This is a genomic window from Streptomyces sp. NPDC059917, assembly GCF_042730635.1.
In the GTDB taxonomy this organism is placed as follows: domain Bacteria; phylum Actinomycetota; class Actinomycetes; order Streptomycetales; family Streptomycetaceae; genus Streptomyces.
Map to the genome: position 1 here is coordinate 37,574 of NZ_JBHWLC010000013.1, position 26,495 is coordinate 64,068.

A 26,495-nucleotide genomic window follows, 5' to 3' on the forward strand; every position below is an offset into this window, starting at 1 on the left:
GACGTCGGAGAGTCCGCACCTGGTGCACATGGCCGCTCCTTTCAGTCGCGGATGACGGTCTTGCTGCGCATGAGGAATTCGGCGAGGTAGCCGTCGTGCGGGAGCCCGGGGCCCATCCAGTACGTGGGGTGGTCGCCGGCGTGGACGTTGCCGATGGAGGGCTCCGCGACCAGGGCGTCGAGGAGGTCTTCGTCCCGGGTGAGGGCGGTGACGACGAGGGAGCCGCGCAGCGGCCCGATCCCGTCGGAGGGGTCCCAGGGGGCCACCCACACGCAGGGGAAGGGGAGTTCGATGTCCGCCTGGGGGGCGTCGGCGCGGTCCAGCTGGTGGACGGCGGGGCGCAGGGCGGCGCTGCCGTCGCCCAGTTCCTCGGCGATGCCGTCGCCGCCGAGCCAGGCCCGGGCGCCCCCGGTGTGGGAGAGCAGGTAGCGCTCGATGGCGAGGGCGCCCTCCAGGGGTTGGACGGGCAGGACCGCCTTGTCGTCCTCGGGCCGCAGGGCGGGGAGCACGGCGAGGCGTTCGGCGAGCTGCTCGGCCAGGGCGGTGGCGGCTTCGGCGCCTTCGACCAGGACGGTGGTGGTGTTCACGCAGCCGGTGCCGCCGTGTCCGGCGACGGAGGCGACGACGGTGTCGAGGTGTGCGCGCCAGTCGGTGTCGGCGGTGATCAGGATCTTGCTGCGGCCGGGGCCCTGGAGGTGGACGGCCGGGTTCCCGCCGTACTTGCGGATGACGTCCTCGCCGCCGTAGACCATGGCCCGGTCCACGGCGCGCACGAGGGTGTCGGCTTCGGCGTGTTCGGTGGGCAGCAGCACGATCTGGTCGTCGCCGAAGCCAGCGGTGCGCAGGGCGGTGACCAGCCGGTGCGGGGTGAAGGGTTCGCGGCGGGAGGGGCGGACGGCGACCCGGTAGCCCAGGGCCAGGGCTTCGGGCCACAGGCTGTGGGTGCCGGGGTGGTTGCCGGCGGCGAGGACCGCGAAGGTCTCCCCGCGGCGGGTCCACACGGCGCGGCCGGTGCGGGTGAGCGGGGAGCGCCAGTGCTCGGCGGTGCCGGCGGGGCGGGCCTGGGTGAGGCTGTCGTAGACGCGGGTGAGGCGGGCGGCGATGTTGGTGGTGGTGGCCCGTACGACGGACAGCGGGACGCCGCCGACGCGGCTGACGGCGCGCTCGTGGACCTCGATGGAGCGGCCGTCGAGCTCGGCGGTGGCGAAGAGCCGCGCGGCGCTCAGGACGGCGGCGACGCGGGCGTCGGCGTCCAGCGGCCGGGCCCGGTGCAGGGCCTTGGCGGCGCGGTCGACGAAGAGGGAGGGGACCAGGCTGAGTTCGGCGGCCGGGGCGCCGGAGACGTCGGTGACGGTGAGCCGCTTGCGGGCGCGGAAGGGGCCGCGCGGGCCGAGGGCGTCGAGTCGCGGGACGGTGCTCACTAGTAGACCCCCTCGATGACGGGCTCGTCCTCGAAGGTGGCGACGGGGGCGATGTCGGCGACGGCGTCCCCGACGAGGGCGCCGTTGGCGGGGAGCCGGGTGGCGAGGTCGCGCTCCAGGTTGTTGGGGAGCAGGAAGCCCTTGCTGACGTGGCTGACCAGGACCTGGCCGCGCTCGCCGAAGGCCACCGGTTCGCGGGTGGCGGGGTCGACCACGGAGAAGGTGACGTAGGGGCTCAGCGGGTCGAAGACGCAGGGTTCGTCGTCGGGCAGGCCGGCGCGCTCGCCGGCGAAGCCGAGGATCATCGTGCTGCCGTAGTTCCCGCAGAAGGCGACGTCGGGGAAGATCTCCGTCTTGTACAGGTGGCGGGAGTCGGGGTCGAGCTGGGTGCCGCCCCAGCGGATCGCCTTGACCTTGTGGTTGACCAGCTCGACGAGGTCCTCGCGGCCGGCGAGGCGCTCCAGGACGGACGGGGTGATGGTCAGGACGCCGATGTCCTGGGAGCGCAGCACGAACTCGGCCTGCTCCAGGAGGTGCAGGGCGTAGGCCCCGGCGTCGGCGCCGCGGCCCTGGGCGATGAGCTTCTTCACCCAGCGGGGGTCGAGGTCGATGGTGAAGCCGCGGGTTCCGTGGGTGGTGGCGGAGCGGTGGAAGAACTCGCCGACGATGTGCGGGCCGGTGGGCACGAGGCCGAGCCAGTTCGCGCCGCGCGGGAAGCCGTGGGCGTCGATGTTGGCGTTGGACCACGCCACCATGCGCTCCAGCCAGTCGCGGGTGAGGACGACCCGCTTGGGGGCGCCGGTGGTGCCGCCGCTCTCGAAGACGCCGACGACGTCGGGGCCGGAGCCGTAGCCGCGCGGGATGAGGTCCTCGGCGCGCACGTACCGCAGCTCGCCGGTGACGTTGGGGAAGCGCCGCAGGTCCGCGTGGGACTTGATCTCGGTGCGGGGGTCGAAGTCGAGGGTCTCCGCCCGGCGCAACCAGAACGGCGAACCGGTCTCCGGGTTGAAGTGCCACTCCATCGCGGCCTGGACGAACTCGTCCGGATCGGGCTGCACGTCGTACGGGAGGTCCAGGATCGGGTTGGCGGGCGAGGGCACGGTGCTCTCCTTCGGGCGAGACGGGTGGTGCAGCGGGTACGCCGGCGGGGCCCGGCACGGGGGAATGGACGGCCCCGCCGGCGTACGCGCTGGTCTGGTGGCCCGGGTCGCCGGGCGCGTGTCCGTCAGGACACGGGCCGGGTGCGGGCTGGATGCGGGCTAGACGCGGATCAAGGTGGCGCACCAGCGGCCGGTGGAGATCCCGCACAGGGCCACCAGGTCGCCGGGGTTCAGCTCGCCGCTCTCCACCTGGAGGCCGAGCGAGATCAGCTGGTCGGCGCCGCCCATGTGGCCGTGGCCGGGGGCGATGGCCGCGTTGGTGCGTTCCAGCGGGATGCCGAGCGGTCCGGCGACGGCCGCGATGCTGGAGGGGACGTCGTTCAGGTAGATGACGTGGTCCAGGTCGGTGCGTTCGACCCCGGCCCGGCGGCAGGCGCCCTCGATGACCTCGACGAGGCGGGTGTAGCGCTCGCCGATGAAGGTGCGCAGCGCGGCGGGGTTGCCGCCGAACTGCTCGCGCACCTGGTCGTAGGCGGAGGGCGCGTCCGCGCTGGTCCAGCCGACGGGGGGCAGCGGGGTGACGGCGCCGCCGAAGTCCAGGCGCAGCAGGTCGCTGTACTCGGGGTCGGTGAACTGCTCGCTGGCGAGCCACTTGTTGGCGTCGTGGCCGCGCCGGACGACGACGGCCACGGCCGCGTCGGACAGCACGGTGTTGATGACGTTCATCCGGTTGCGGTGGAACTCGCTGACCCGGTTGACGACGACGAGGAGGGCGTATTCGGCTTCGGGCTGCATGGCCAGGGTGGAGGCGACGTAGAAGAGGCCGTTGACCCCGGACCCGCACCCTTCCTGCAGGAGCAGGGTCTGGGTGCGGCCGATCTTCAGCTCCCGGGCCAGTGCGGAGGCGCTGTCCCAGTAGGAGTACTCGGGCATGTCCGTGATCGCCACGACGACCAGGTCGAGGGCGTCGGCGGTGATCCCGGCGCGGGACAGGGCCTGTTCGGCCGCGCCCCGCGAGAGGTCGGTGCCGGTGACCCCGTCGGCGGCCCGGTGGAAGGTGTGGTAGCCCCACTTGACGACGCGCTCGGGGTCGCTGACGTAGTCGGCCGCGGCGGCGGCGACGCTCTGGTCCTCCCCGAACGCGTAGCCGAAGGAGACGATTCCGATGTCGACCACGGCGGCCTCAGGCGGCTTCCGCGTCGGTGGCGCTGATCCGGACGATCCGCTCGGTCAGTTCGTCGGCGGCCTCGCCGAGCGGGCGCTCGAAGAGGACCAGCAGGTCGTACTCGATGCCGAAGCGCTCGTGGGCGTAGCGGCCGAGCTGGAGGGCGAGGGCGGAGTGGCCGCCCAGCTCCAGGAAGGTGTCCTCCAGGGTGACGTCGGGCTCCTCGAGGAGCTCGGCGACCCAGGCGAGGGTGGCCTCGCGGACCTCTTCGGGCAGGGCGACGGTGGTCGTGTGGTGCTGGGGGATGCTCATGCGGATTGGCTCCTCTGCTCTTCCCAGATGCGGGCCACCTCGGCCCGGTTGACCTTTCCGTTGACGGTCCGCGGCAGGTAGGCCAGCGGCAGCGCCTGGTAGACGGACGGGTGCATGTACGACGGCAGGAGGTCGCGGACGTGGGCCCGCAGGGTGCGGGCGCGCGGGTCCTCGGCGCCCTCGGCGACGACGTAGGCGCAGGCGAGACGGTCGTCGCCGGGCTTGAAGGTGTGCACCCAGACGACGGCGTCGGCGACGTGCGGGTGGGCCTGGACGGCGAGTTCGATGTCGCTGAGCTCGATGCGGTGGCCGCGCAGCTTGACCTGGAGGTCGGCGCGGCCGCGGTAGACGAAGCGGCCGTCGTGGCGGCGGCTGACGAGGTCGCCGCTGCGGTAGTGGCGCACGCCGTCGACGGTCGGGAAGCGTTCCGCGGTCAGTTCGGGGCGGCCGAGGTAGCCGTCGGCGACCTGCGGTCCGGCCAGCCAGAGCTCGCCCTCCTCGCCGGGGGCGGCTTCGCGGCCGTCCTCGGTGACCACGCGGGCGCTGCCGGAGAGCAGGATGCCGACGGGGAGGTCGTCGCGGTCGAGGTCCTCCTCGGTCACCGGGTGGTAGGTGCTGAGGACGGCGGCCTCGGTGACCCCGTACATGTTGACCAGGGCCGGGTGGGCGAGGCCGAACCGCTTGGACCAGGGGCGCACGGTCTCGGGGGTCAGCTTCTCGCCGCCGAAGATGACGTAGCGCAGTTCGGGCAGGGTGGCGTCCTCGCGCAGCACGATGGTGGTGAGCGCGCCGAAGGCGGTCGGCGTCTGGTTCAGGACGGTGATGCCCTCCTGACGGATGAAGCGCAGGGTCGCCTCGGGCGAGCGGGCGGTCCCGGCGGGCAGCACGACGACGCGGGCGCCGGTGGACAGCGGGCCCCAGATCTCCCAGACGGAGAAGTCGAAGGAGATGGAGTGGAAGAGCAGCCAGCTGTCGCGCTCGTTGAAGGCGAAGGGCCCGTCGGCGCTGGCCAGCAGGACGGCCGCGGCGCCGTGCGGGACCAGGACGCCCTTGGGCCGGCCGGTGGTCCCGGAGGTGTAGATGATGTAGGCGATGTCGTGCGGGTCCGGGCCGGGGCCGGCGGGCGGGGCCGCGACGGGCCCGTCGAGCAGGGCCGTGAGGGCGTCCTCGGAGATGACGGGGACGGCGCCGGTGGGGCAGCCGTCGGGGTCGCCGAGGAAGGCGGCCACCCCGCTGTCGGAGACGATGAACTCGTTGCGGGCGGGCGGGTTGCGCACGTCGAGCGGCACGTAGGCGGCGCCCGCCTTCATCACGCCGATCATCGCGGCGATGGCCGCGGCGCCCGGCGGCAGCCGCAGCGCCACCCGGTCCCCGCCGCCCACGCCGCGGCGCACGAGCAGGTCGGCGATGGCGTTCGCCCAGCCGTCGAGGAGGCGGTAGGTGTACGAGATCCCGTCGGCCGATAGCGCGGTGTGCTCCGGGAAGCGCGCGACGGACCCGGCGAGGAGGTCGGTGAGCGTGCGGTAGTCGGTGGCGCGTTCGGTGTGCGGCGGGCCGATGGTGGCGATGGTCATGGCGGGCTCCGGGCTCCGGGGTGCGGACGGACTGGGCGGGTGGGACGGGGCGGGTGGTGCGGTCGGTCAGGCGTGCTTGACGGCGCGGGCGAAGCGGACGACGCGTTCGGCCTGGGCGCGGGCGGCGTTGCGGGTGGTGTCGTCCACGGGCCGGGATCCCTTGCCGCCGGACCAGTGGGCCGTGCCGTAGGGGTTGCCGTCGGTGAACTTGTCGGGGTGCGTGTAGCCGGGGGCGACGACGATGCCGCCGAAGTGGTGGAAGGAGGCGGTCAGGGCCAGCAGGGTGGACTCCTGGCCGCCGTGCGGGCTGGCGGTGGAGGTGAAGCCGCCGTAGACCTTGTCGGCGAGCAGGCCCTTGCTCCAGGCCGGGCCGAGGGAGTCGAGGAACTGCTTGAGCTGGGCGGAGACGTTGCCGAAGCGGGTGGGCGAGCCGAAGAGGACCGCGTCGGCCCACAGCAGGTCGTCGGGGGTGGCCACCGGGACGGTCGCGGTCTCGGCGGCGTGCCGGGCCCAGACCGGGTTGGCGTCGATCGCGGACTGCTGGGCGAGTTCGGCGACCTTGCGCAGGCGGACCTCGGCGCCCGCCTTCTCGGCGGTCTCGGCGATCTCCCGGGCGATCTCGGTGACGTGTCCGGTGGCCGAGTAGTAGATGACGGCGACGTTCACGGCGAGGCGGCCCTGGTCGGTGGGCGCGGCGGCGGGTGCGGTGGTGGGCGCTGCGGTGGTCACGGCGTACGTCTCCTCGGCTCGAAGGTTCACCAGTCGGCGATGTGGCAGGCGCTGAAGTCCTGCTCGGCCCGGGACGCGTTGGGCGTGGGCCGGGCGAAGGCGCGGTTGTAGTAGACGAGCGGGGTGCGGTCGCTCGTGTACGTCTCCTCGACGCAGCCGAGGAGGATGGTGTGGTCCCCCGCGTCGACGGCCGAGTGCATGGAGCAGGCGACGCGGACGCCGGCCGTCTGCAGGCCGGGCAGGCCGAGCTCGCAGGTCTCCATGTCCCCGGCGGCGAAGCGGTCGATGCCGGAGGTGGCGAAGCGGCGGGCGACCGCGTGCTGTTCCTCGGTGAGGACGTTGATCAGGAAGTGCCGCGCGGTGGCGAAGGCGGCGTGCGTGCTGGCGCCCTTGTCCAGACAGACCGAGACGAGCGGCGGGTCGAGGGAGACGGAGCTGAACGAGCTGGCGGTGAAGCCCCAGCGTTCGCCGTCGCCGTCGATCGTGGTCACCACCGTCACCGGGCCGGGTACGCGGGCCATCGTGCCGGTGAGCTGGGAGCGCTCCATCGCACGGTCCTTCCTTTCCGGTCGGGTCTCTTCGGGTCGGGTCTCTTCGGGTCGGTGCGGGTCGGTGCGGGGCCGGTCAGGGCTGGAGGCGGCTGGTGTGCCAGTCGCAGCCGAGGCGGGTGTAGGAGAGCCGGCGGTGCAGCCGGTCGGAGGCGGCGTTCCAGAACTCGACCTCGGCGGGCTCCAGCAGGTAGCCGGTGAACCGGTCGGGGCGGGGCAGCGGCCCCCCGCCCTCGGCCAGTTCCCAGGCCCGCTCGCGCAGGGCGTCCAGGTCGGCGGCCGGGTCGCTCTGGTGGGAGACGGTGGTCATCGAGTGCAGCGGGGTGGGGCGGGCCGCCCACAGCTCGTCCGATTCGGCCGCCGACAGGGCGGTGACCGGGCCGGAGAGGATGAGCTGCTGGCCGGTCTCGCGCCAGTACAGGACGCCGGACGCCCAGCAGTTGTCGGCGAGTTCGCGGCCCTTGCGGCTGGTGCTGTGGGTGGTGAAGACGAAGCCGCGCTCGGTCTCCCGGGCGATGGTGACGATCCGGTTGGAGGCGTGGCCCATCCGGGTGGCGGTGGCCAGGGCCAGCGAGCGGGGTTCGCGGACCCCGCGCCGGACGGCTTCGGCGATCCACTGGCGGGCCAGGGCGAGGGGTTCGGCGGGCGGGGCGTCGTACTCGGGGAAGGGCAGGTCGGTGGCGCCGGTCAGGGACTCGTACTTGCTGGTGTCCAGGCCCGCCCGGACGGCGGGGCTCGTCGAAGTGCTCATGGCCGCTGCTGCTCCCTAGACGTAGATGGTTCCGCGGGCGATGACCGTGCCGTAGCCGCCCACCCGCACGCCGTTGACCCGGTCCGCCATGCCGTGCGCGGTGGCGCACATCCGTGACGGACGGCCCATCTCGACCCCCTGCGTGATCTTGATGCGCTGTCCGTACGGGGCCAGCCCGTGCCGGGCCAGGTGGATGGCCAGCGGGCCCGCGGCCGAACCGGTCGCCGCGTCCTCCACCACCCCGTAGGCCGGGGAGAACATCCGGGTGCGCCACTCCTCCCCCGCGCCGGCGAAGCAGTTCGCCGCCATGTCGGGGAAGCGGGACAGCGCCCGGTGGTCGGGCTGGACGGCGGACAGCGCCTCGATGCTCTCCAGGCCGACGAACACGTGCCGCGGGCCGTTGTGGTAGATCTCCACCGGGGCGATGGACTTGTCGATCCCGAGGGCTTCCAGCAGCTCCTCGGCGTACTCGTACGCTTCCCAGCTCGGGTGCGGCTGGCGCATCTGGACGATGACCGAGCCGTCCCCGTTGTCCATGCCGACGTCGAAGGGGATCACTCCCATGCCGGTCTCCAGCCGCAGCCTCTCCTCCTTGCGGCCGACCCCGAGCGCCTTGCGGGACAGGCCCAGCGCGACGGCGGTGCCGAGCATCGGGTGTCCCGCGAAGGGCAGTTCGTTGACCGGGGTGAAGATCCGGATCCGGGCGTCGGCCTCGTCGGCCTCGGGCGGCAGGACGAAGGTGACCTCGGAGAGGTTCATCTCCCGGGCGATGGCCTGCATCCGGTCCGAGGTGAGGTCCTCGCTGCCGAAGAAGACGGCCACGGGGTTGCCTTCGAGCGGGTTGCGCGCGAAGGCATCCACGACCATGTAGTCATGCATGGGGAAGCGCTCCCTGACTGAGTGAGGTGGCGTCGGCGAAAGCGGCGCCGAGCCCGTGGAGGGTGACGAGGGGGTGTACGCCCTCCACCGCGGCTTCGACCTCGAACCGCGAGCGGTGCGTGGGCGGGCCGCCGATCAGCTCGGCGGCCCGGTTGGCGGGCAGGGTGTCGGTGGGGGGACGCTCGGTCCAGAGCATCACGGCCCCCCACCGGTTGCCGGGCCGGTCGGCGACCCAGAGCTTGAGGACCAGCCCGGGCACGTCGACCCAGGCGTCCACGGCCTCCTCGCGCAGGTGCTCGCGCAGCGAGTCGATGCTCGCGCCGGTCCCGGCCAGCTCCCACCAGGCGATGTCCACCCTCATCGGGCCGCCACCTCCAGCGACCCCAGGGACCGCAGCAGGGCCTGCCCGAGGATCCGGGGGCCGTCGACGGTGAGCACCGATTCGGCGTGGAACTGCATGGAGGCGAAGCGCGCTCCGCGCAGGGCGTGCACCTCGCGGGTGTGCGGGTCGCGGCTGACCTCGACGATGCCGAGGTCACCCGCGTCGATCTCGTCCTCGGTGCTCTGGGCGGCGTACGTGTTGTAGAAGCCGACCCGCTCCGTCGTGCCGAAGAGGTCGATCTGCCGCTGCACGCCCTGGTTGGGGGTGGCGCGGCGGACCAGGGGGAGGCCGAGGCGCAGGCTGAGCACCTGGTGGCTGAGGCAGACCGCGATGAACGGGCGCCCCTGCTCCAGGAGTTGTCCGGCGAGCGCGTTCAGGTGCACGATCCGCGGGTCGGCGCCGTCGCGCGGGTCGCCGGGGCCCGGGCCGAGGACGACCAGGTCGTGGGCGGCCGCGTCGTAGGGCTGGTCGAAGCGGCGGACGGTCACCTCCAGGCCGAGCGAGGCGAGCTGCTGGCCGATCATCGCGGTGAAGGTGTCCTCCGCGTCGACGACCAGCGCGCGCAGCCCGGCCAGTCGCGGCTCCCACGCCCCGCGGTCGCCGCGCTCGGCGCAGCCGCGCAACCAGAAGGAGGCGATCCCGGTGTTGCGGGCCGCCAGCGCCGCCCGCACCTCGGGGTGCGCGGCGAAGCGCACGGAGGTGCCGGATTCCAGGGCGCTGAGCAGTCCGGCGGCCTTGGCGCGGGTCTCGGCGACCTCCGACTCGGGGTCGGAGTGGCGCACCAGTGTGGCGCCGACGCCGATCCGCATCCGGCCGTCCGCGTCGATGTCGGCGGTGCGGATCAGGATCGCGGAGTCCAGGGTGCGCCCGCCCGCGGGGTCGCGGCCGATGAGGGCGGCGATGCCGCCGTAGTAGCCGCGGCCCTCGGGCTCGTGGCGCCGGATCACCCGGGCCGCGCTCTCCAGGGGGCTGCCGGTGACGGTCGGCGCGAACATCGTCTCGTGCAGGATCTCCCGCACGTCGCGCTCCGTGGTGCCCTCGATGAAGTACTCGGTGTGCGCGAGGCGGGCCATCTCCTTGAGGTGGGGCCCGGTGACCCGGCCGCCGTCGGCGCAGATCCGGGCCATCATCTTCAGTTCCTCGTCGACGACCATGTACAGCTCGTCGGCTTCCTTGCGGTCGGCGAGGAAGCGGGTGACCCCGTCGAGGGTGGGCCCGGTGGGCGGGTAGCGGTAGGTGCCGCTGATGGGGTTCATGACGGCGGTGCCGCCGGCGAGGGAGACGTGCCGTTCGGGGGTGGCGCCGACGAAGGTCCGGCCGCCGGTGTGGATGGCGAAGGTCCAGTAGGCGCCCTGTTCGCGTTCGAGCAGCCGGCGGAAGAGGGCGGGCGCGGTGCGCCGCGGGGCGTGGTCCTCGATGCGCGCGGTGTAGCTGCGCTTGATGACGAAGTTGGAGCCGGCGCCGGTGCCGATCTCGTCGGCGATGATCCGCCGCACGGTCTGCGCGTACTGGTCGTCGTCGACGTCGAAGCCGCCGCCGGTCAGGCGCACCGGCTGGTCGGCGATCCGGTCGGGCAGCGCGGCGAGCGGGACCGTCTGGCGTTCGGTGACGGTCATCGCGAGCAGCGGGGCGCCGTCGTCGGGCGCGGCGAACCCGCGCTCGGCGAGCTGGCGGTAGGGCACGACCACGAGCACCTGGTCGGCGTCCAGCGGTACGTCGGCCAGCGCGGCCGGGGTGTGCACGGCGCCGGCGAGCACCTCGACGGCGTCGGGGGCGAGCTCGGGCCGGTGCAGCAGGGCGAAGTCGCGGACGTCTCCGGCCAGGATCCGGGCGAGCAGGTCTCTGTTCACGCGAAGACCTCCCCGGCGGATATGACCCGGCCGCAGCGCTGGGCGACGTACTCCAGTGCGCGGGCGTGTTCGAGGGCGGAGAAGTCGGCGACGGCGTCGGCGACGAGGAAGGGCTGGATGTCGTTGCTGAAGGCGTCCATGGCGGTGGCGAGCACCCCGATGTGGGCGTAGACCCCGCACAGGATCAGCTGGTCGCGGCCCGCGGCGCGCATCCGCTCCAGCAGGCCGGAGCGGAAGAAGGCGCTGTAGCGCCACTTGGTGAAGACCCAGTCCTCGGTGTCGGGCGCCAGCTCGGCGACCACCTCGCGGTCCGCGTCCCCGGTCCGCATGCCCGGACCCCAGAAGTCCTTGAGCAGGCCGCGCTGTTCGTCGGACATCCGGCCGGGCTGCGCCGTGTAGGCGACGGGGACGTCCAGGGCGGCGGCGCGCTTGCGGAGCTGCGAGGCGTTGTGCACGAGGTCGGCGCGCAGCGGGTCGGGCAGGGCGGCCAGGAAGTAGCGCTGCATGTCGTGGACGAGCAGCACGGCCCGGCCGGGGTCAGGGGTCCAGGAAACGGTGTTGGCGGGCAGTTCCGCGGCGGTGGGCAGCGGATAGGACTCGACGGGGGGCAGGCCGGGCATCGGGCATCTCCTTACTACGTGGGGATTCCTTCGCGCCGTACCTGCGGGACGTCGATCCCGAGGGCGCGGAACTGCTGGCAGGGGTTCATGAACTCGCGCTGCTGCTTGATCTTTCCGTCCTCGAAGAGGAAGGAGTGGATGAAGTGATTGGTGTAGTGACCGACGGGATATCCGGGGTAGACGATCTTTCCTTCGCCCCGGCATTCGACCCAGAAGCGGTTCGGGTCCTGGGTGGAGAAGATCTCGACGTCCGTCCAGGCCCAGTCGGGGAAGCAGCGCAGGGACCACACCGCGTGCTCGCCGAGCCGGTCGCGGCCGGTGATGGTGATCGGGTTGCCGGTCTCGTTGGTCCACAGGCCGCCGACGCCGTCCTCGGTGAAGAGGAGGTGGCGGCGCAGGCGGTCCTCGCCGCGGGTGTTCATGTACTGCTCGACGATGCTCCGGTTGTGCTCGCGGACCGCCTGCTCGTCCGTCGTCCGCTCGTCCGTCGTCTGCTCGTCTGCCGTCTGCTCGAAAGACACGGTGTTCCTTTCCGGTGGGAGGAGGGCGGCGGCGGTCAGACCAGCAGGCTGATCTCGCGCGGGTCGCGGCCGACCAGGGCCCGGCCGTAGAGCTGCTGCGGGATGCCCATGCCGAAGCCCGCGTGGCGGCTGCCGACGTTCACGTCGCGCCAGATCCGCTGGAGCGGGTTGGCCTCGTTGAAGGCGGAGGAGCCGTACGCCGTCATCAGCACGTCCACGGCCTCCCGACAGAGCTGGGCGACCTGCGTGGAGTACTGCCGGGCGGCGGCCCGGACCAGGACGTCCGCGAACTCCCCCGCGTACGCCGCCGCGTCGGCCGCGTCGGCGACCTTGGCGGCCAGCAGCTTCGCCGTCTCGATCTTCGTGGCGGCTTCGGCCAGGTCCAGCTGGAGCGAGGGCGACTCGGCCTGGTTCGGGTAGCGGGACCCGGCGGCGGGCCGCTTGGGGGCCGACTCGCGGACGAAGTCGAAGGCGGCGGTGGCCCCGCCGAGGAGCGAGCCGAGCAGGCCGATGGAGAAGAGCCCGACCAGGCTGTTGCGGTAGCGGTGGGCGGGGTCGACCAGCCCGTCGGTCTCGCCGTTGAGCAGCGGCAGGTAGGGCAGCAGGCGGCGCTCGGGCACGAAGACCCCGGAGGCGACGACGGTGTTGCTGCCGGTGCCGCGCATCCCGGCGAAGTGCCAGGTGTCCTTGATCTCGACCTCGTCGGCCCGCATCAGCGCGAAGTGGACGACCGGGTCGGACCCGGGGACCGGTACGGCGATCAGTACGCCCACCCAGTCGGCGTGCAGCGAACCGGAGACGTAGGCCCACTCGCCGGTGACCAGCACCCCGCCGTCGGCGCTCTCGATCCCGCGGGCGGGCATCCCGAGCACGAGGGCGGTGCGGGCGTCCGGGTTCAGGCTCCACACCTCGTCCTGGACCTGGCGGGGGAAGAGGGAGGCGACGAAGTTGCCCGCGTTCAGCACGCCGGTGATCCAGGCGGTGGAGCCGCAGCCGCGGCCCACCTCGGTGGCGACCTCCAGCAGGGTGCGGATGTCGGCCTCGTAGCCGCCCAGGCGCTGCGGGGTCATGAGCCGCATCAGGCCCGCGTCGGTGACCGCGTCGATGCTGCGCCCGGTCAGCCGCCGCGCGGCGTCGCTCTGCGGTGCGTCCTCCCACAGGCCCGCGCGCAGTGCGGCCGCCCGGGCCACCAGCTCCTCGCGGCCCGGGGCCACGCCGTTCACGGCTTCACTCTGCACGGTCTTCTTCCCTTCGAGGGTTCTGGCTCGGTGTCGGGCTGTGTCGTATGGGGGGGCTCAGTTGCCCTGGGCGGCGCGGGCGAGGGCGTCCCACTGCTTCCACCCGGAGAGGCGCTCCTCGTAGGCGGTGGTGATCGTGTCCAGCACGGTCGCGCCGAGCAGGACGCGCAGCGGCGGGTCCGGGTGGTCGACCAGCTCCAGGACGGGGCCGGCCGTGGCGGCCGGGTCGCCGGGGGCGGAGCCCGCCGAAGGGGCCTTGGCGAAGTCGGCGTACGCCTCGGAGGGCTCGGCCCAGACGGCCGAACTCCCGCGCCAGTCGGTCTTGTACGGGCCCGGCTCGACCAGGGTGACGTGGATGCCGAAGCGGCCCACCTCCTGGGCGAGGGAGTCGCTCAGGCCCTCGATCGCCCACTTGGAGGCGTGGTAGAGGCCGAGCATCGGCCAGGAGGCGAGTCCGGCGATGCTGGACATCTGGAGGATGTGGCCGCTGCCCTGGGCCCGCAGGACCGGCAGGACGGCCTGGGTCACCCACAGCGTGCCGAAGAGGTTGGTGTCGAGCTGCTCGCGGGCCTGCTCCTCGGTGATGTCCTCGACCGCGCCGAAGAGTCCGTAGCCCGCGTTGTTCACGACCACGTCGATCCGGCCGAAGTGGGCGTGGGCGGCGGCGACGGCCGCGAAGGCCGCGTCCCGGTCGCGGATGTCGAGCCGCAGGGGCAGGACCGCCTCGCCGTACGCCTCGACGAGGGGGTCGAGGGAGGCGAGGTCGCGGGCGGTGGCGGCGACCTTGTCGCCCCGTTCGAGGGCGGCCTCGGCCCAGACCCGGCCGAAGCCCCGGGACGTCCCGGTGATGAACCAGACCTTTCCTGTCACTGCGGAAGTCACTGCGGCTCCTTAACCCGTCGGTGAGGCTTGTGCTCCATTCATCCCGACGCGCCGCGGCCTGTCCATGAAAGGAATTCGGACACCCCGTCCAAGTGCGGAATTTCCTCGGACGGACGCGGACGGACATCCGCAGACACCCCACTCGGACGGCAACCACCGTTTCGGACACGGGAGTTGGCGGGTGATACTGCCGTGAATCCCGCACCTACGGATCCCCGAGATCGAATTCACCGCAAGGAGATTCGCGTGAGCGCCACGGAACAGACTTACGACTACGCCGCCGCCGACTTCAACGCCGTCTACACGGGCGGCGAACTGCTCGAAGGGGCCGCCATCAAGGTCGTCCCGTGGGACATCGGCGAGGCCCAGCCCGACGTGGTCGAGCTGGAGCGCCTGGGCCGTTTCGGCGGCGAGGTCCTCGACGTGGGCTGCGGCCCCGGCGACAACGCCGTCTTCCTGGCCGGCCGCGGCTACAAGGTCACCGCCGTCGACGCCGCCTCCGCCGCCATCGAGCAGGCCCGCGCCCGGGCCGGCGACCTCGACATCGAGTTCGCCGTCGCCGACGCGACCGCGCTGACCGGCTACGAGGGCCGCTTCGACTCCGTCCTGGACAGCGCCCTCTTCCACACCCTGCCGGCGCCCGCCCGCCCCCTGTACGCGGCCGCCCTGCACCGGGTCACCCGCCCCGGGGCGCGGCTGAGCGTGCTGTGCTTCGCCGACGTGCCCGGTGGCATGCCCGCGCCGCTGTCGGTGTCGGAGGAGGAGCTGCGCGCGACGCTGACGGCGGCGGGCTGGACCATCACCCTGCTGGAGCTGTCGGAGTACGCGGGCGTCGCGGTCGGCATGGAGAAGTTCTTCGAGCGCACCGGCCGGCGCCCCGAGCTGGACGAGAAGGGCCGCACCCGGCTGCCGGTGTGGAAGCTGTACGCCGACCGCGGCGCCGACGGGTCCGCGGCGTGAGCGGGGCGCACTCCTCGCTCCCCATCACCCCCGCCCGCCCCGCCGCCCCCGCCGTGGTGCGGCGCGCCTTCCCCGTGCTGCGCGCCCGCCGGGTGGGGGCCACCGCCGCCTTCTACGAGCGGCTCGGCTTCCGGGCCGGGCACCGCCACCCGGCGCAGGGCGAACCGGACTTCGTCGCCCTGCGCCGTGACGACGCGGAGCTGGCGGTGAGCCGGGACGACAAGGCCGTCGACCTGCCGGCGGGCGGGGTGGACCTGTTCGTCTTCGTGGAGGCCGTCGACGTCACCGTGGACGCCCTGCGGGCCGCCGGCGCCCCGGTGGTCCAGGAGCCGGAGAACACCCCGTGGGGCGAGCGCGTGGCGTACGTGCGCGACCCCGCGGGCAACCGCGTGGGCCTCGGCTCCCCCGCCGCCTGACCCCGCGCACGCGCGACAGCGCCCCGGGACCGGATCGATCCGGTCCCGGGGCGCTGTCGCTGCGCCGGGCGCGCGCTACGCGGCGGGCTCGATGTTCAAGTTGGTGCGGAAGAGGTTGGCCGGGTCGTAGACGGCCTTGAGCTTGGCCAGCCGGGCCCGGGTGGCCGGGTCGTACAGCTCGCCCGCGTAGGCGTCGGCGGTGCGCTCGCCGTAGACGAAGTTCAGCGAGCGGCCCAGGGTCCAGGGCGCGACGGCCTCGTCCAGGGCCGCGTGCGCGGCGCGGATCTCCGCCAGCGGCGCCTCGTCCGAGCCGGACAGGACGCGCAGGATGTAGGCGGCCTCGCGGAAGGGCACCGCGTTGGGCACGGCGGGCTGGCGCGCCAGGGCCCCGCCCATGTGGCGCAGGTCGACGATGCAGTCCACCGGCGATCCGGGCCCGGCCAGGGTGCGCACGGCCTCCAGGACCTCGGGGGTCAGCTCGCTCAGCAGGACGCTGTTGCCGTCGTAGGCGTGCGAGAAGGTCGGCTCGGCATAGATCGAGCCGACCTCGGGGTAGGCCAGCTCACCGAGGTGCTCGTGGATGATCTCGGCGCCGAACGCGCGCCAGGGGGCGACCAGTTCGGGGCCCGCGGCCAGGTCGGTGGTGGCGAAGCGGACGTGCACGACGTGGCGGCCGCGCAGCGGCTCGGGGAACACCGGGATCGGCGGGTACTCGATCATGCCGAGGGAGGCGGTGACGCTCTCGGGGGCGGTCGCGGTCCAGCTCCGGAACTGCTCCAGGACCAGGTCGGCCCGCGCGGCGTCGAAGTACATGCCGCCGCCGTAGACCGTGGCGACCGGCAGCAGCGAGATCTCCAGGGCGGTGACGATGCCGAAGTTGTCCCGGCCCCCGCGCAGCGCCCAGAAGAGGTCGGGGTCGCTGTCGGCGGTGACCCGGCGGGCCCGCCCGTCGGCGGTGACCACCTCGACGGCCTCGACCAGGTCGGCGGCGTAGCCGAACTCGCGTGCCAGCAGCCCGAGTCCGCCCGCGAGGGTGTACCCGACCACGCCGACGTGCCCGGCGGAACCGCTGAGCGGGGCCAGCCCGTGCGGGGCCGTCCGCTCGACGACCTGCTCCCAGCGGGCGCCGGCCCCGATGCGGGCGGTGCGCGCCGCGGGGTCGACGGTGACCTCCGTCAGGCGCCGGGTGCTGATGACGAGGCCGCCGCGGTCCAGGACGGTGACGCCGTGCCCGGTGGCCTGGACGGAGACGGCGATCCCGTGCTCGGCGGCGAAGGCGACCGCGAGGCGGACGTCCTCGGCGTCGGCCGCGCCGAGCACGGCTGCGGGGTCGTGCCGGTATCCGGTCTGGAATCCGGTGAGTTCCTCCTCGTAGCCCTCCTGCCCGGGGGTGAATACCGGTCCGGTCACCGAATCCGTAAGGGAGGTGAAGTCGATCGGGGTGTTGTCATGGGACATCAGGACTATTCCTTTCGATGGCACGCGTTGCGGTGGTTCAGCCGACCTTTTGGAGGTCGGAATTCGGGGCGTCCAGCGGCTTCGCGGCGGGTTCGTTCGCGTGCGCGGACTTTCCGGACGGCATGAGCAGGCAGGCGAGCGCTCCCACGAGCAGGACTACCACGGGGAGCAGCAGGGTCGTTCCCGACGCCTGCGCCAACCCCTCGTGGAACGCGTGGCGTTCGGCGGCGGTGGCGTTCTCGGCGAGGGTCTCGGTGGCGAGGCGGGAGGACAGCTGCGCCTGCATCAGCACGCCGACGGCGGCGGCGCCGATGACGCAGCCGACCTGGCGGATCGAGTTGTACATCCCGGCCCCCGCACCGATCTCCGTGACGGGCAGCGAGCCGGTGGCCACATTGGCCATGGGCGCGAAGGCGGCGCCCGTACCGATCCCGGCGAAGAAGAGCGCGCCGGCGAGCTGCCAGACCCCGCCCTCGGGGCGCATCGCCAGCACGATCATGCCCAGCCCCGCCGCGAAGACCAGGAATCCGGCGAGGACCACCCATTTGCCGGGGACCCGGTCGGAGAGGGTGCCGGCCAGTGGTCCGGCCAGCCCGCTGGAGACGGCGACGGGCACCATGAGCAGCCCGGCCTGCTGCGGGGAGAGTTCCATGACCGCCTGCATGTAGAGGGTGAGCGGCAGGTAGAGGCCGGTGACGGCGAAGCCGATGGCGGCCGCGGCGAAGGCGGCGGTGGAGAAGTGGCGGCGCCGGAAGAGGGAGAGCGGCATCAGCGGCTCGCGCGGGTTGAAGCGCTGCCAGAGCACGAAGACGACGAGCAGCGCCACGCCGGCGGCGATGACCATCGGCACGGTGACCGGTCCGGCGACGGTGCCCCAGTCGTAGTGCTGGCCGTTCTGGAGGCCGAACACGAGGGCGAACAGGCCGAGTCCGGAGAGCAGGGTGCCGAGCAGGTCGAAGCGGCGGTGGTTGCGGGGCTGCCCGCCGGGGACGAGCCTGGCGGTCATGGCGAGCCCGGCGAGGCCGATCGGCACGTTGACCAGGAAGATCCACTGCCAGCCCGCGGAGCCGACGAGGAATCCGCCGAGCAGCGGGCCCACCGTGGTGGCCAGGCCCGCGACGGCGCCCCAGATGCCGAGGGCCGCGCCGCGCCGGTTGGGCGGGAAGAGCGTGGTCACGAAGGCCATGGTCTGCGGGGCCATCAGCGCGGCCCCGACGCCCTGTACGGCGCGGGCGGCCATCAGCATGTCCGCGCTGGTGGAGAGCCCGCACCAGAGGGAGGCGGCGGTGAAGACGGCCATGCCGGTGAGGAAGACGGGCTTGCGGCCGAAGCGGTCGCCGAGCCGTCCGGCGACGAGCAGGGGCACGGCGTAGGTGAGCAGGTAGACGCTGTGCACCCAGGTGATCTGGTTCAGGTCGGCGTCCAGGCCGCTCATGATGCCGGGGATCGCGACGGTCACGATCGTCGTGTCCATCATGATCAGGAAGAAGCCGACACAGAGGGCCGCCAGCGCGGCCCACGGATTCTTCGCGTTCGTCGCGGCGGTGGTGTTCGCGGTGGTAGTCATCGTGTCAACTCATCTTCTCTCAGCGGTTGTTCAGTTCTCTTCGGTGGCCGACCTCGCGCCGCGGTGTTCCAGTTCCGCGGCTATCTCGGCCCAATGCGCGGCGCAGGCGCGGGCCATGGCGGCGATCTTGGGGGCCTGGTGGTCGGGGGCGCGCAGCACCACTCCGCTCTCGCCCTCGCGGATCATCCGGGCCTCCAGCCAGCGGATCATCGCGCGGCCCTCGTCGCTGTACTTGAGCGTGGGGTCGCGTTTGAGGGAGTCCAGGACGAGGGGGAGGTCGAGGGCGGCGCGGTCGGGGCGGCGGGCGGCGCCCTCGCCGTCCGGCGCGGGGGCCCGTACGCCCGTACGTCCGCCGGGGCCGCGCGCTCCCGCGGCGCCCGTACGCGCCCCCGCGCCGCTGCCGGGCAGGGGGCCCTCGCCGCGGCCGAGCCGGTCGCGCACGTCCCGGGCGGTCTCCACCGATATCCCGGCGGAGCGGGCGATCTCGCGCAAGGAGGCCTCGGGGCGGACCGCGAGGTAGTCCATGGCCCGCAGCCGGCCCTCGGTGGCGTTGAGCGGGCGGGCCCGGCCGTCGCAGCCGACCCGGGCGGCGGGCAGCTCCCCGGGGGCCGCGGCCTCGCCGTTCTCGGCGGCGGTGCGGCGCAGCACGCCGACCGTCTTGCCGGACAGCCCGACCTTGGCGGCGACCGCCCGGTCCGACCATTCGGGCCAGGCGCGCAGGATGCGGCGGGCGGACTCGCGGCGGTCGGAGAGGGTCAGCGGCAGCCCGTGCCGGTTGTTCGCCTCGACGGCCAGCAGGAAGGCCTCGGGGCGGGTGCCGTCGAACCAGCGGACGGCGATGGACTCGCGGCCGCGCAGCCGGGCCGCGTGGAGCCGGTGCATGCCGTCTATCACCCGCAGGGTGGAGCGGTGGACGACGATCGGCGGCAGCTCCGTCTCCAGGCCCGCGAGCAGCCGTACGTGGTCCTGGTCCACCCCGGCCAGCCGCGGGGACTCGGCGTCCAGCAGCGCGTGCACGGGCACGCAGCCGGTCATCAGGGCCGAGGCCGGGGCGGGCAGCGTGATCGGGCGCAGCGCGGTGACGACGGGCAGCGCCGTGACGACGGGCAGGGTGGTGAGGGCGGGCAGCTTGATCGCGCGGACGGGGGCTGCCGCCGTATCGACGGTCATTTCGACTCCTTGGGTGGCATCCTCGGGCACGGGGCGCGGAGCACGGTCAGCCGCTGAACGCGTGGGCCCGGGTGCGGACTTGGGCGGCGACGCGGGTGGGCACGCGGGTGGGGGCGGGCTCGGGGGCGGGGGTCCGCACGGGGCGGGCGGCCGCGCGCTGCGGTCCGCCCAGCAGGCGGTGGGCGGCGGCGGCCGAGACGAGGGTCATGTGCCGGTGCCACCCGGGGAAGGAGCGCCCCTCGAAGTCGAGCAGTCCGCACTCCTCCAGCACGTCCATCGAGGTGGCCAGCGACAGCGAGGCGGCGGCCGACAGGGAGAACCGGGTGGCGGCCAGGGTGCGGCCGTCGGGGTCGGCGATCCAGTGCTTCACCGGCCGTTCCGGGGTGGCCGGGTCCCATTCGGTGAGCAGCGCCAGCGGTCGGGCCACCCCGGGGACGCGGATGAGCGCGGGCGCCCGGCGCAGCCGCCCGCCCGCGAGCGGGGAGGAGGCGGGGCCGAGGCGGGCGGCAAGCCGGGCGACGGTGGTGGTGTGGGGCGCGCGGTCGCCGGGCGGACCGCACAGGACGGGCGTGCCGAGCGGTACGGAGACGGCGAAGCCCAGGCTGCGTCCGGCGAGGCCGGCGATGAGCCGCACCGCGTCGAGGGGCGCCTCGGTGGCGGCCTCGGCGACGACGGGCACGCCGGCGGCGGCCGCGTGCGCGGCGGCGGCCTCGGCGGCCTGGTCGAGGCCGAGCCCGGGGTGGGCGGCGGGGGCGGCCGGGGAGGTGCGGGCGGCGGCCGGTATCCGGGCCCGCTCGCACAGCTCGTCGTCCTCGCTCCAGCGGCCGGGCAGCACCAGCCGCCAGTCGACCGGAACGCTGCCGTGGTCGGTGACGAGGAAGAGCCCGAGCGCGAGCTGGCAGCTCAGGGTGCGGCCGCCCGCGGGGTCGAAGCGGCGGTGCACTCCGGCGGAGCACTGCCCGCGCTTGGGAATGACCACGGGCACCATGCGCAGCGCCCGCACCCCGGCCTGCTCCCCGCACCAGGCGGCCAGCTCCCGACGGACCGGATTCCAGTCCCAGGTACTGGCGTTGACGACCTGGTGCAGCGACTGCGAGGCGGCTCCGAGCGCGGCGGTGGACCGTGCCATGTTCCGCACGGACTTCTTTCCGGGCGTACCCAGCAGCCCGGACAGGTAGGCACCGGCCCAACGGCGCTGATCGGTGCGGGGCAGGCAGTGGAAGAGACGCCGGGCGAGTAAGTCGGCGGTCGGCATGGCGGGCAGCTCCCTCCGGCGAGGCGGGTCGGGTCGGTTGGCCAGCGAAATAAAGAATAGCGAGTGTTCTCTATGTTTTGCGACCCCCCGGCACCCCCGCAACGACTTTGTCACCTCCGCGCGCCCCCGGGAGCGGCCCCACGAGCAGGAGCCCCGCCCCCCGAGCACGAGGGGGCGGGGCTCCTGGGACGGGCCGGGCGCACGGATCCCCCGGCCGGGACGGCTTCCCGGTCGGGGGACGCGTGTGCGCGGCCCGCAGGCGGGGCGGGCTCAGGCGGCCAGCTCCGCGAGGACCGAGTCGCGGTTCGCCAGGTTGGCCCGGGTACCGCTGAACAGGCTCTCCATCGGGAGCCAGCGCAGGGTCACCGGGCCCGCCGGGGCGCCGTCGTAGCCGATCGCGGCCGCCGCCGTGTGGCGGGGGCCCGCCGGTACGTCGACCACGGACCAGCCCTTCGGGTGCCGATCGGTCTCCCACCCCAGGTAGTCCAGGGACAGGTCCCGGCCGAGGCCGGTGCCCAGCCCCTTGAGGTAGGCCTCCTTGCGGGTCCACAGCCGCCCGAAGGCGGAGGTGCCCGCGCATTCCGGGACCTCGGCCAGCTCGGCGCGCTCGTCCGCGTGCAACGCGGCGGTGCACACCCGGGCCGTCTCGGCCGTCGGTACCTTCTCGACGTCGACGCCGATCGGTACGGAAGCCACCCCGATCAGCACGATCCCGCTGCTGTGCGACAGCGAGAAGTGCAGGTCGGAGGCGGGTCGCAGGAGGATCGGCCGCCCGTGCTGCTTGTCGCAGCACGGGCAGGGACCGCGGCCGAACTCCAGCGACCCGGCCGGCTCTCCCACGTACGTGGCGAGTACCCGGCGCAGCGCGATGTGCGCCGCCGCGTACAGGTAGCCGCCGGACTGGCGGCGACAGGCGCGGGCCCGCTGGAGTTCGTTCTCGTCCAGTTCGGTCATCTCCAGCACGCCGGTGATGTCGTCCGGCTTCGGCTGCCGCAGCAACCAGACATCAGCGCCGGCCGGCGGCGCCAGCTTCGCGGTCATCCGCCGGACCCGAGCAGCGCGACGACCATGGCCGCCAGCGCGTGCGTGTCCTTGGCCATGAGCAGCTCCGTCAGTTCGGGCGCGACGCCGAGCGAGGACTTCAGCCGGTACTGGAGCTCCAGCCCCAGCATCGAGCCGATGCCCACGCTGACCAGCGTCCGCTCGGTGTCCAGCGCGGCCGGGGTGACGCCCACGGAACGGGCGACCTCCCGGCGCACGTAGTCGGTGACCAGTTCCATCCGCTCGGCCGCCGTCGCTGCCGCGAGCGTGGCCGCCGAGGGTGCGGTCACGTCCACGGAGACAGGGCCGTCGGAGACCGGGGCGCCCGGGACCTCGCCCGGTGCGTCCCAGTCGGGTTCGGTATTGAGCCAGTCGAGAACCGCTTGGTTCGCTGTCACAGCTCCTCCTTCGAGTCGTGGTGCGGGGTGGGTGGTGCGGGGACATCAGGGGTGGGACATCAGGGGGTGGGACATCAGGGAGCGCACCCGCGCGGGGTGCAGCGGGAGGGCGCCGACGTCGCCGGGCAGTCCCAGGGCGTCCCGTACGGCGCCCGCGACGACGGCCCCGCTGCCCGCGGTGCCCCCCTCGCCGGCTCCGCGCAGGCCCAGTGGGTTGCCCGGGGCGGGTGCGTCCTCGTAGATCTCCACCTGGATCTCGGGGAGATCGGCGGCGCGCGGCCACAGGTAGTCGTCCAGGGTCAGGGACAGCGGGCGGCCGCGCGCGTCGTAGCGGAACTCCTCGGACAGCGCGCCGCCGATCCCCTGGACGGCGCCGCCGACGAGCTGGCCGCGCACCGCCTCGGGGTGCACCGCGCGCCCGATCTCGTAGGTCATCGCGTACCGCAGCAGCCGCACCGCGCCGGTGCCCGGGTCGACCTCGGCCTGCGCGAAGTGGGCGCCGTAGGGGTACGTCATGCCGTCCGCGGCGTACGTCGCCCGGCCGATCAGGCCGACCTCCTCGCCGGTGCGGATCCACCGCGGGGTGAAGGCCGCCGCGGCCAGCGCGGGCCAGCCGATCTCGGCCGCGCAGTCGCTCGAGCCGAGCCCGCCGGGCACGGGGTGCACGGAGTGCGGCGGGACCTCCAGCAGGCCCGCGGCCACCCGGACCGCCTTCTCGCGCACCGCCGCCGCCGCGCGGCGCACGGCCTCGCCGCCGACGACCGTGGAGCGGCTGCCGAAGGTGCCGCCGCCGTCGGGCAGGACGTCGGTGTCGGAGAGCACGACCCGCACCGCGGCCGGCGGCACGCCGAGTTCGTCGGCGGCGATCTGCGCCATCACGGTCTCGATGCCCTGCCCGACGTTGGCGCCGCCCATCGCGACCCGCACCGCGCCGGTCACGCCGATGTCGACGACCGCGCTGTCGTAGCCGAGCCCGGCCTTCTCCAGGATGACCGCGCAGCCGGTGCCCACGAGCCGTCCCGCGGCCCGGGCCGCCCGCGCCTCCTCGCGCCAGCGGGCGTAGCCGACCGCGGCGAGCGCCTTGTCGAAGTGCTCCAGGTGGTCCTTGCCGTCCAGGACCATGGGCGAGCCGAAGACCTGCATCGGCCGCCGGTGCGGGAGTTCGGCGCCGGTGAGCAGGTTGCGCCGCCGCAACTCGACCGGATCGATGCCCAGTTGGGTGGCGGCCAGGTCCAGGGCGTGCTCGCGCACGAAGTTGTGCTGGAAGCGGCCGGGCGCCCGGTAGGTGCCGATCGGGGTCTTGTTGGTGGTGACGATGTGCACGCGCGAGCCGCACGCGGGGATCCGGTAGGCGCCGGAGATCATCGACGCGGTGAGCGCCGCGACGACCGCGCCGTGGGTGCGCACGTACGCGCCGTTGTCCAGCCAGGCCTCGTCGCGCAGTCCGAGCAGCAGCCCGTCCGCGTCGAGGGCCAGCTCGATCCGGTGCTCCTGCTCGCGCGCGTGGTTGGCGGCGCTCATGTGCTCGGCCCGGTCCTCGGACCACTTGACCGGGCGCCCGGTGCGCAGGCACAGGAAGGGCACGAGGAAGTCCTCGGGATAGAACTCGCCGCGGATGCCGAAGCTGCCGCCCGCGTCCGTCTCCCGCATGTGGATGCGGTGTTCGGGGACGCCGAGGAGGGAGGCCAGGACCCGCCGGTTGATGTGCGGGATCTTCGCCGCGCCCCGTACGACGATCCGCTCGTCCGGTCCGCCCGGGTCCTCCAGCTCGGCGAACAGGCCGCGCGGCTCCAGCGGGGTGCCGCTGTGCCGGCCGGTGCGCAGGTCGGCGCGGACCACGTGGGCGGCCGCGGCGAAGGCCGCGTCCACGTCCCCGTAGGTGAAGTCGACGGTGCCGACCCGGGCCGGGGGCGCCCCGGCCAGGGACACGGGCGCGGGCCCGGCCGCGGCCGTACGGGCGTCCAGCGCCGGGGGCAGTTCCGCCAGGTCCAGGGCGACCAGCTCGGCGGCGTCCTCGGCGACGTAGGGGTCCTCGGCGAGGACGACGGCCACCGGCTCCCCCGCGTACCGGACGTACCCGGTGGCGAGCGGCGGCTGGAGGTAGGCGGTGAAGTCCATCCCGGGGTGCGGTTGGCGCACCGGTATGCGCAGGTCCGGCGGCAGGTCGGCGGCGGTGAGCACGGCCACCACCCCGGGCAGGGCGGCGGCCCGCGCGGTGTCCGCGCCCAGGATCCGGGCGTGCGCGAGGGGGGAGCGCACGACGCGCAGCCACAGCTGGCCGGGGCGCGCCACCGCGTCGTGGAAGCGGCCGCGGCCGCGCAGCAGCCGGTCGTCCTCCAGGCGGGGCACGGACCGCCCGACGGCGCCGCCGGTGCTCACGGCGTCTCCTCGGCGCGGGCCGCACCCGCGGCGGCCGACACCGCGTCCACGATCGACTGGTAGCCGGTGCAGCGGCACAGGTTCGCCGAGACGCAGGCCCGCACCGCACCGCGGTCCGGTTCGGGGTCGCGGCGCAGCAGCGCCGTCGCGAGCATCAGGAACCCGGGGGTGCAGAAGCCGCACTGGACCGCGAAGTTGTCGCGGAACGCGGCCTGGATCGCGCTGAGTTCACCGTCGGGTGCGGCGAGGGACTCGACGGTCTCCACGCAGCCGCCGTCGGCCTGCACGGCGAGCACCGCGCAGGAGCGCACCGGCTCGTCGTCGAGCAGCACCGTGCAGGAACCGCACACCCCGGTCTCGCAGCCCACCTGGGTGCCGGTGAGCCGCAGGTCACGGCGCAGCACGTCGGCCAGGCTGCGCCGGGCCTCGACGTCCAGGGCGCGGCGCTCGCCGTTGACGGTCAGCGCCACGGGCACGGCGCGGGCGGCGGGGGTGAGGGGGGTCGGGGCGGAGACGGATCCCGAGGCCGAGGGGGTCATACCGGCATCAGCTCCAGTCTGTCGCGGCGCAGCGGGGCCAGTACGGCGGCCCGCGCGGCGGACTCGGCGAGCGCCCGGCGGGCCAGTACGCCGGCCAGGGTGCCCAGGTCACCGGTGGCCCCGGTGATCCGCACGGCCTTGGCGGCGGCCACCGCGAAGCTCTCCTGGCCGGGGCGGGCCCCGATCAGCAGGGCCTCGGCGGCCGGGATCCGCATCGGGCGTTCCAGCGGTCCCGCCAGGGCGAGGCGGGCGGAGCCGATCCGCCCGTCGGCGTCCAGGACCAGGGCCGCGGCGGCGGCCACTTCCGGGATCCGGCCGGGCTGGAGGGCGTACTCGACGAGCGCCGCGGCCGGTTCCGCGACCGGGAAGCGCACCTCGACCAGGATCTCCCCCGGGCGCAGAGCGGTGCGGTGGCGCCCCCGCAGGAAGGCGTCGGCGCCCACCACCCGCGTGCCGCCCGGCCCCAGCAGGGTCAGCTCGGCGCTCAGCAGCACCGCGAGCAGGCACCACTCGGCGCCGGGGTCGGCGTGCGCGAGGCTGCCGCCGACGGTCCCGCGCACCCGCACCGGCACCTGCCCGATCAGCGCGGCCGCCTCGGGGAGCACCGGCAGCCGCCGGTTCAGCTCGGGGTCGGTGCTGCGCTCGACGGTGGCGTGCGGGGTGAGGGCGCCGATGCGGATGCCGCGCCGACCGGTCTGGATGCCGGTGAGCGCGGGCACCCGGCCGAGGTCGACGATCAGGTCGGGCCGCAGCGCACGGCGGTTGAGCAGCGGGACGAGCGACTGGCCGCCCGCGAGCACCCGGGCGTCTCGCCCGGCCTCGTGGGCCGCGGCCAGCGCCCACACGGCCTCCGCCGCGCTGGCGGGGCGGACGTAGTCGAACGGCGCGGGCCTCACGGCGCGTCCTGCGCGGGTACTTGCAGTTCCGTGTGGCCGTACTTGCGCATCAGGTCGGCGAGGTCGAAGTGCGCCGACCGCTCGATGATCTTGTCCCCGCGGAACCGGTCGATGCCCAGCGCCGCGAAGGTGGCCTTGCGGCCGCTGGGCGGCAGCCCGCGGAAGGCGCCGAGCTGGGTGGCGGTGCACTCCACCCGGGAGATGACGGTGTCCCCCTCGGCCCACTGCTCGACGACGGTGTCCACCATGTCGGGGAAGGAGGTCCGAAAGGCCCGCACCCAGGTGCGCACGCCCTCCGGGCCGTGCAGGCCGAACTGCGGCCAGCTGAAGTCCTCGTGGAAGAGGTCGTCGGCGAGGTCGAGCTCGCCGTGCGTGATGATCCGTTCGAAGAGCTGCGCGGCCTTGGCCTTGCGCTCCTCCACACTCAGGGCCGTCCCCGGCATG

General features: G+C 74.0%; 27 protein-coding genes. 2 read left to right on the forward strand and 25 right to left on the reverse strand.

Translation table 11 applies throughout. The features are described from left to right. Window positions 1-41: 41 nt before the first annotated feature. From ACFWAR_RS10420 to ACFWAR_RS10490, 15 genes are all read right to left on the reverse strand, one after another. On the reverse strand, window positions 42-1,421 hold the full coding sequence (locus ACFWAR_RS10420; protein WP_385775182.1) for an aldehyde dehydrogenase family protein: 1,380 nt from the start codon (window positions 1,419-1,421) through the stop codon (window positions 42-44). Beyond that, window positions 1,421-2,521, reverse strand: coding sequence for a phenazine antibiotic biosynthesis protein (locus ACFWAR_RS10425; RefSeq protein ID WP_385775184.1), 1,101 nt, complete (start codon window positions 2,519-2,521; stop codon window positions 1,421-1,423). The genes ACFWAR_RS10420 and ACFWAR_RS10425 overlap by 1 nt, the downstream gene beginning before the upstream one ends. 159 nt (window positions 2,522-2,680) lie before the next feature. Next, entirely contained in the window at window positions 2,681-3,697 is a 1,017-nt protein-coding gene (locus tag ACFWAR_RS10430; RefSeq protein ID WP_385775186.1) for a 3-oxoacyl-ACP synthase III family protein, read from the reverse strand. 7 nt (window positions 3,698-3,704) lie between these two features. Then, window positions 3,705-3,998 carry a phosphopantetheine-binding protein gene (locus ACFWAR_RS10435; protein WP_385775188.1) on the reverse strand — a complete coding sequence of 98 codons (294 nt, stop codon included), beginning with the start codon at window positions 3,996-3,998 and terminating at the stop codon, window positions 3,705-3,707. Then, window positions 3,995-5,572: an amino acid adenylation domain-containing protein gene (locus ACFWAR_RS10440; protein WP_385775190.1), complete on the reverse strand. Its 1,578-nt coding sequence runs from the start codon at window positions 5,570-5,572 to the stop codon at window positions 3,995-3,997. The genes ACFWAR_RS10435 and ACFWAR_RS10440 overlap by 4 nt, the downstream gene beginning before the upstream one ends. A 66-nt stretch (window positions 5,573-5,638) precedes the next feature. Next, the gene (gene wrbA, locus ACFWAR_RS10445) at window positions 5,639-6,238 is read right to left on the reverse strand and encodes an NAD(P)H:quinone oxidoreductase (RefSeq protein ID WP_385775366.1); all 600 of its coding nucleotides are present in this window, start codon (window positions 6,236-6,238) and stop codon (window positions 5,639-5,641) included. An 89-nt stretch (window positions 6,239-6,327) separates the two neighbouring features. Further along, entirely contained in the window at window positions 6,328-6,849 is a 522-nt protein-coding gene (locus ACFWAR_RS10450; protein ID WP_354379809.1) for a flavin reductase family protein, read from the reverse strand. 76 nt (window positions 6,850-6,925) lie between these two features. Next, window positions 6,926-7,600, reverse strand: a complete 675-nt coding sequence (gene phzG / locus ACFWAR_RS10455) for a phenazine biosynthesis FMN-dependent oxidase PhzG (protein ID WP_385775193.1) — start codon at window positions 7,598-7,600, stop codon at window positions 6,926-6,928. 15 nt (window positions 7,601-7,615) lie between these two features. Beyond that, complete coding sequence (locus tag ACFWAR_RS10460; RefSeq protein WP_385775196.1) at window positions 7,616-8,479, reverse strand: PhzF family phenazine biosynthesis protein; 864 nt, start codon at window positions 8,477-8,479, stop codon at window positions 7,616-7,618. Beyond that, a complete protein-coding gene (locus ACFWAR_RS10465; protein WP_354379812.1) occupies window positions 8,472-8,840 on the reverse strand; it encodes a hypothetical protein in 369 nt (122 codons plus the stop codon). Before ACFWAR_RS10465 ends, ACFWAR_RS10460 begins: the two co-directional genes overlap by 8 nt. Further along, window positions 8,837-10,711 carry an anthranilate synthase family protein gene (locus ACFWAR_RS10470; protein ID WP_385775198.1) on the reverse strand — a complete coding sequence of 625 codons (1,875 nt, stop codon included), beginning with the start codon at window positions 10,709-10,711 and terminating at the stop codon, window positions 8,837-8,839. The genes ACFWAR_RS10465 and ACFWAR_RS10470 overlap by 4 nt, the downstream gene beginning before the upstream one ends. After that, window positions 10,708-11,331 carry an isochorismatase family protein gene (locus ACFWAR_RS10475; RefSeq protein WP_385775200.1) on the reverse strand — a complete coding sequence of 208 codons (624 nt, stop codon included), beginning with the start codon at window positions 11,329-11,331 and terminating at the stop codon, window positions 10,708-10,710. Before ACFWAR_RS10475 ends, ACFWAR_RS10470 begins: the two co-directional genes overlap by 4 nt. A gap of 14 nt (window positions 11,332-11,345) precedes the next feature. Beyond that, a complete protein-coding gene (locus ACFWAR_RS10480) occupies window positions 11,346-11,852 on the reverse strand; it encodes a PhzA/PhzB family protein (RefSeq protein ID WP_385775202.1) in 507 nt (168 codons plus the stop codon). A gap of 35 nt (window positions 11,853-11,887) precedes the next feature. Next, a complete protein-coding gene (locus ACFWAR_RS10485) occupies window positions 11,888-13,090 on the reverse strand; it encodes an acyl-CoA dehydrogenase family protein (RefSeq protein WP_385775204.1) in 1,203 nt (400 codons plus the stop codon). A gap of 57 nt (window positions 13,091-13,147) precedes the next feature. Then, complete coding sequence (locus ACFWAR_RS10490; RefSeq protein ID WP_385775206.1) at window positions 13,148-13,972, reverse strand: SDR family NAD(P)-dependent oxidoreductase; 825 nt, start codon at window positions 13,970-13,972, stop codon at window positions 13,148-13,150. Between the two features lie 246 nt (window positions 13,973-14,218). On the opposite strand from ACFWAR_RS10490, the gene ACFWAR_RS10495 reads away from it, so the two are divergent. Together ACFWAR_RS10495 and ACFWAR_RS10500 are read left to right on the forward strand one after the other, a co-directional pair. Beyond that, window positions 14,219-14,932, forward strand: coding sequence for a class I SAM-dependent methyltransferase (locus tag ACFWAR_RS10495; RefSeq protein WP_385775208.1), 714 nt, complete (start codon window positions 14,219-14,221; stop codon window positions 14,930-14,932). Continuing rightward, the gene (locus ACFWAR_RS10500) at window positions 14,929-15,348 is read left to right on the forward strand and encodes a VOC family protein (protein ID WP_385775210.1); all 420 of its coding nucleotides are present in this window, start codon (window positions 14,929-14,931) and stop codon (window positions 15,346-15,348) included. Before ACFWAR_RS10495 ends, ACFWAR_RS10500 begins: the two co-directional genes overlap by 4 nt. Window positions 15,349-15,423: 75 nt before the next feature. Here ACFWAR_RS10500 and ACFWAR_RS10505 read toward each other — a convergent pair whose 3' ends face one another. The 10 genes from ACFWAR_RS10505 to ACFWAR_RS10550 form a co-directional block, all read right to left on the reverse strand. Then, window positions 15,424-16,806, reverse strand: coding sequence for an FAD-binding oxidoreductase (locus tag ACFWAR_RS10505; RefSeq protein WP_385775212.1), 1,383 nt, complete (start codon window positions 16,804-16,806; stop codon window positions 15,424-15,426). A 37-nt stretch (window positions 16,807-16,843) separates the two neighbouring features. Continuing rightward, the gene (locus ACFWAR_RS10510) at window positions 16,844-18,373 is read right to left on the reverse strand and encodes an MFS transporter (protein ID WP_385775214.1); all 1,530 of its coding nucleotides are present in this window, start codon (window positions 18,371-18,373) and stop codon (window positions 16,844-16,846) included. 30 nt (window positions 18,374-18,403) lie between these two features. Then, a complete protein-coding gene (locus ACFWAR_RS10515) occupies window positions 18,404-19,543 on the reverse strand; it encodes a ParB/RepB/Spo0J family partition protein (protein WP_385775216.1) in 1,140 nt (379 codons plus the stop codon). Between the two features lie 46 nt (window positions 19,544-19,589). Next, window positions 19,590-20,798, reverse strand: a complete 1,209-nt coding sequence (locus ACFWAR_RS10520; RefSeq protein WP_385775218.1) for a transposase — start codon at window positions 20,796-20,798, stop codon at window positions 19,590-19,592. Window positions 20,799-21,068: 270 nt separating this feature from the next. Beyond that, entirely contained in the window at window positions 21,069-21,839 is a 771-nt protein-coding gene (locus ACFWAR_RS10525) for a 4'-phosphopantetheinyl transferase superfamily protein (protein ID WP_354379825.1), read from the reverse strand. Further along, on the reverse strand, window positions 21,836-22,237 hold the full coding sequence (locus tag ACFWAR_RS10530) for an acyl carrier protein (RefSeq protein WP_385775221.1): 402 nt from the start codon (window positions 22,235-22,237) through the stop codon (window positions 21,836-21,838). Before ACFWAR_RS10530 ends, ACFWAR_RS10525 begins: the two co-directional genes overlap by 4 nt. Window positions 22,238-22,282: 45 nt before the next feature. Beyond that, a complete protein-coding gene (locus tag ACFWAR_RS10535) occupies window positions 22,283-24,616 on the reverse strand; it encodes a xanthine dehydrogenase family protein molybdopterin-binding subunit (RefSeq protein ID WP_385775223.1) in 2,334 nt (777 codons plus the stop codon). Beyond that, window positions 24,613-25,155: a (2Fe-2S)-binding protein gene (locus ACFWAR_RS10540; RefSeq protein WP_385775225.1), complete on the reverse strand. Its 543-nt coding sequence runs from the start codon at window positions 25,153-25,155 to the stop codon at window positions 24,613-24,615. Before ACFWAR_RS10540 ends, ACFWAR_RS10535 begins: the two co-directional genes overlap by 4 nt. Then, window positions 25,152-26,051, reverse strand: coding sequence for an FAD binding domain-containing protein (locus ACFWAR_RS10545; protein ID WP_385775227.1), 900 nt, complete (start codon window positions 26,049-26,051; stop codon window positions 25,152-25,154). The genes ACFWAR_RS10540 and ACFWAR_RS10545 overlap by 4 nt, the downstream gene beginning before the upstream one ends. Then, on the reverse strand, window positions 26,048-26,494 hold the full coding sequence (locus ACFWAR_RS10550) for an ester cyclase (RefSeq protein ID WP_385775229.1): 447 nt from the start codon (window positions 26,492-26,494) through the stop codon (window positions 26,048-26,050). The genes ACFWAR_RS10545 and ACFWAR_RS10550 overlap by 4 nt, the downstream gene beginning before the upstream one ends. Window position 26,495 lies beyond the last annotated feature (1 nt).

What these genes read in the sequence shown, in the direction of transcription:
- ACFWAR_RS10435 (WP_385775188.1), bottom strand. Translation starts at nt 3,998, where the DNA reads ATGAGCATCCCCCAGCACCACACGACCACCGTCGCCCTGCCCGAAGAG.
- ACFWAR_RS10440 (WP_385775190.1), bottom strand. Translation starts at nt 5,572, where the DNA reads ATGACCATCGCCACCATCGGCCCGCCGCACACCGAACGCGCCACCGAC.
- ACFWAR_RS10450 (WP_354379809.1), bottom strand. Translation starts at nt 6,849, where the DNA reads ATGGAGCGCTCCCAGCTCACCGGCACGATGGCCCGCGTACCCGGCCCG.
- phzG (WP_385775193.1), bottom strand. Translation starts at nt 7,600, where the DNA reads ATGAGCACTTCGACGAGCCCCGCCGTCCGGGCGGGCCTGGACACCAGC.
- ACFWAR_RS10460 (WP_385775196.1), bottom strand. Translation starts at nt 8,479, where the DNA reads ATGCATGACTACATGGTCGTGGATGCCTTCGCGCGCAACCCGCTCGAA.
- ACFWAR_RS10465 (WP_354379812.1), bottom strand. Translation starts at nt 8,840, where the DNA reads ATGAGGGTGGACATCGCCTGGTGGGAGCTGGCCGGGACCGGCGCGAGC.
- ACFWAR_RS10475 (WP_385775200.1), bottom strand. Translation starts at nt 11,331, where the DNA reads ATGCCCGGCCTGCCCCCCGTCGAGTCCTATCCGCTGCCCACCGCCGCG.
- ACFWAR_RS10505 (WP_385775212.1), bottom strand. Translation starts at nt 16,806, where the DNA reads ATGTCCCATGACAACACCCCGATCGACTTCACCTCCCTTACGGATTCG.
- ACFWAR_RS10510 (WP_385775214.1), bottom strand. Translation starts at nt 18,373, where the DNA reads ATGACTACCACCGCGAACACCACCGCCGCGACGAACGCGAAGAATCCG.
- ACFWAR_RS10515 (WP_385775216.1), bottom strand. Translation starts at nt 19,543, where the DNA reads ATGACCGTCGATACGGCGGCAGCCCCCGTCCGCGCGATCAAGCTGCCC.
- ACFWAR_RS10520 (WP_385775218.1), bottom strand. Translation starts at nt 20,798, where the DNA reads ATGCCGACCGCCGACTTACTCGCCCGGCGTCTCTTCCACTGCCTGCCC.
- ACFWAR_RS10525 (WP_354379825.1), bottom strand. Translation starts at nt 21,839, where the DNA reads ATGACCGCGAAGCTGGCGCCGCCGGCCGGCGCTGATGTCTGGTTGCTG.
- ACFWAR_RS10540 (WP_385775225.1), bottom strand. Translation starts at nt 25,155, where the DNA reads ATGACCCCCTCGGCCTCGGGATCCGTCTCCGCCCCGACCCCCCTCACC.
- ACFWAR_RS10550 (WP_385775229.1), bottom strand. Translation starts at nt 26,494, where the DNA reads ATGCCGGGGACGGCCCTGAGTGTGGAGGAGCGCAAGGCCAAGGCCGCG.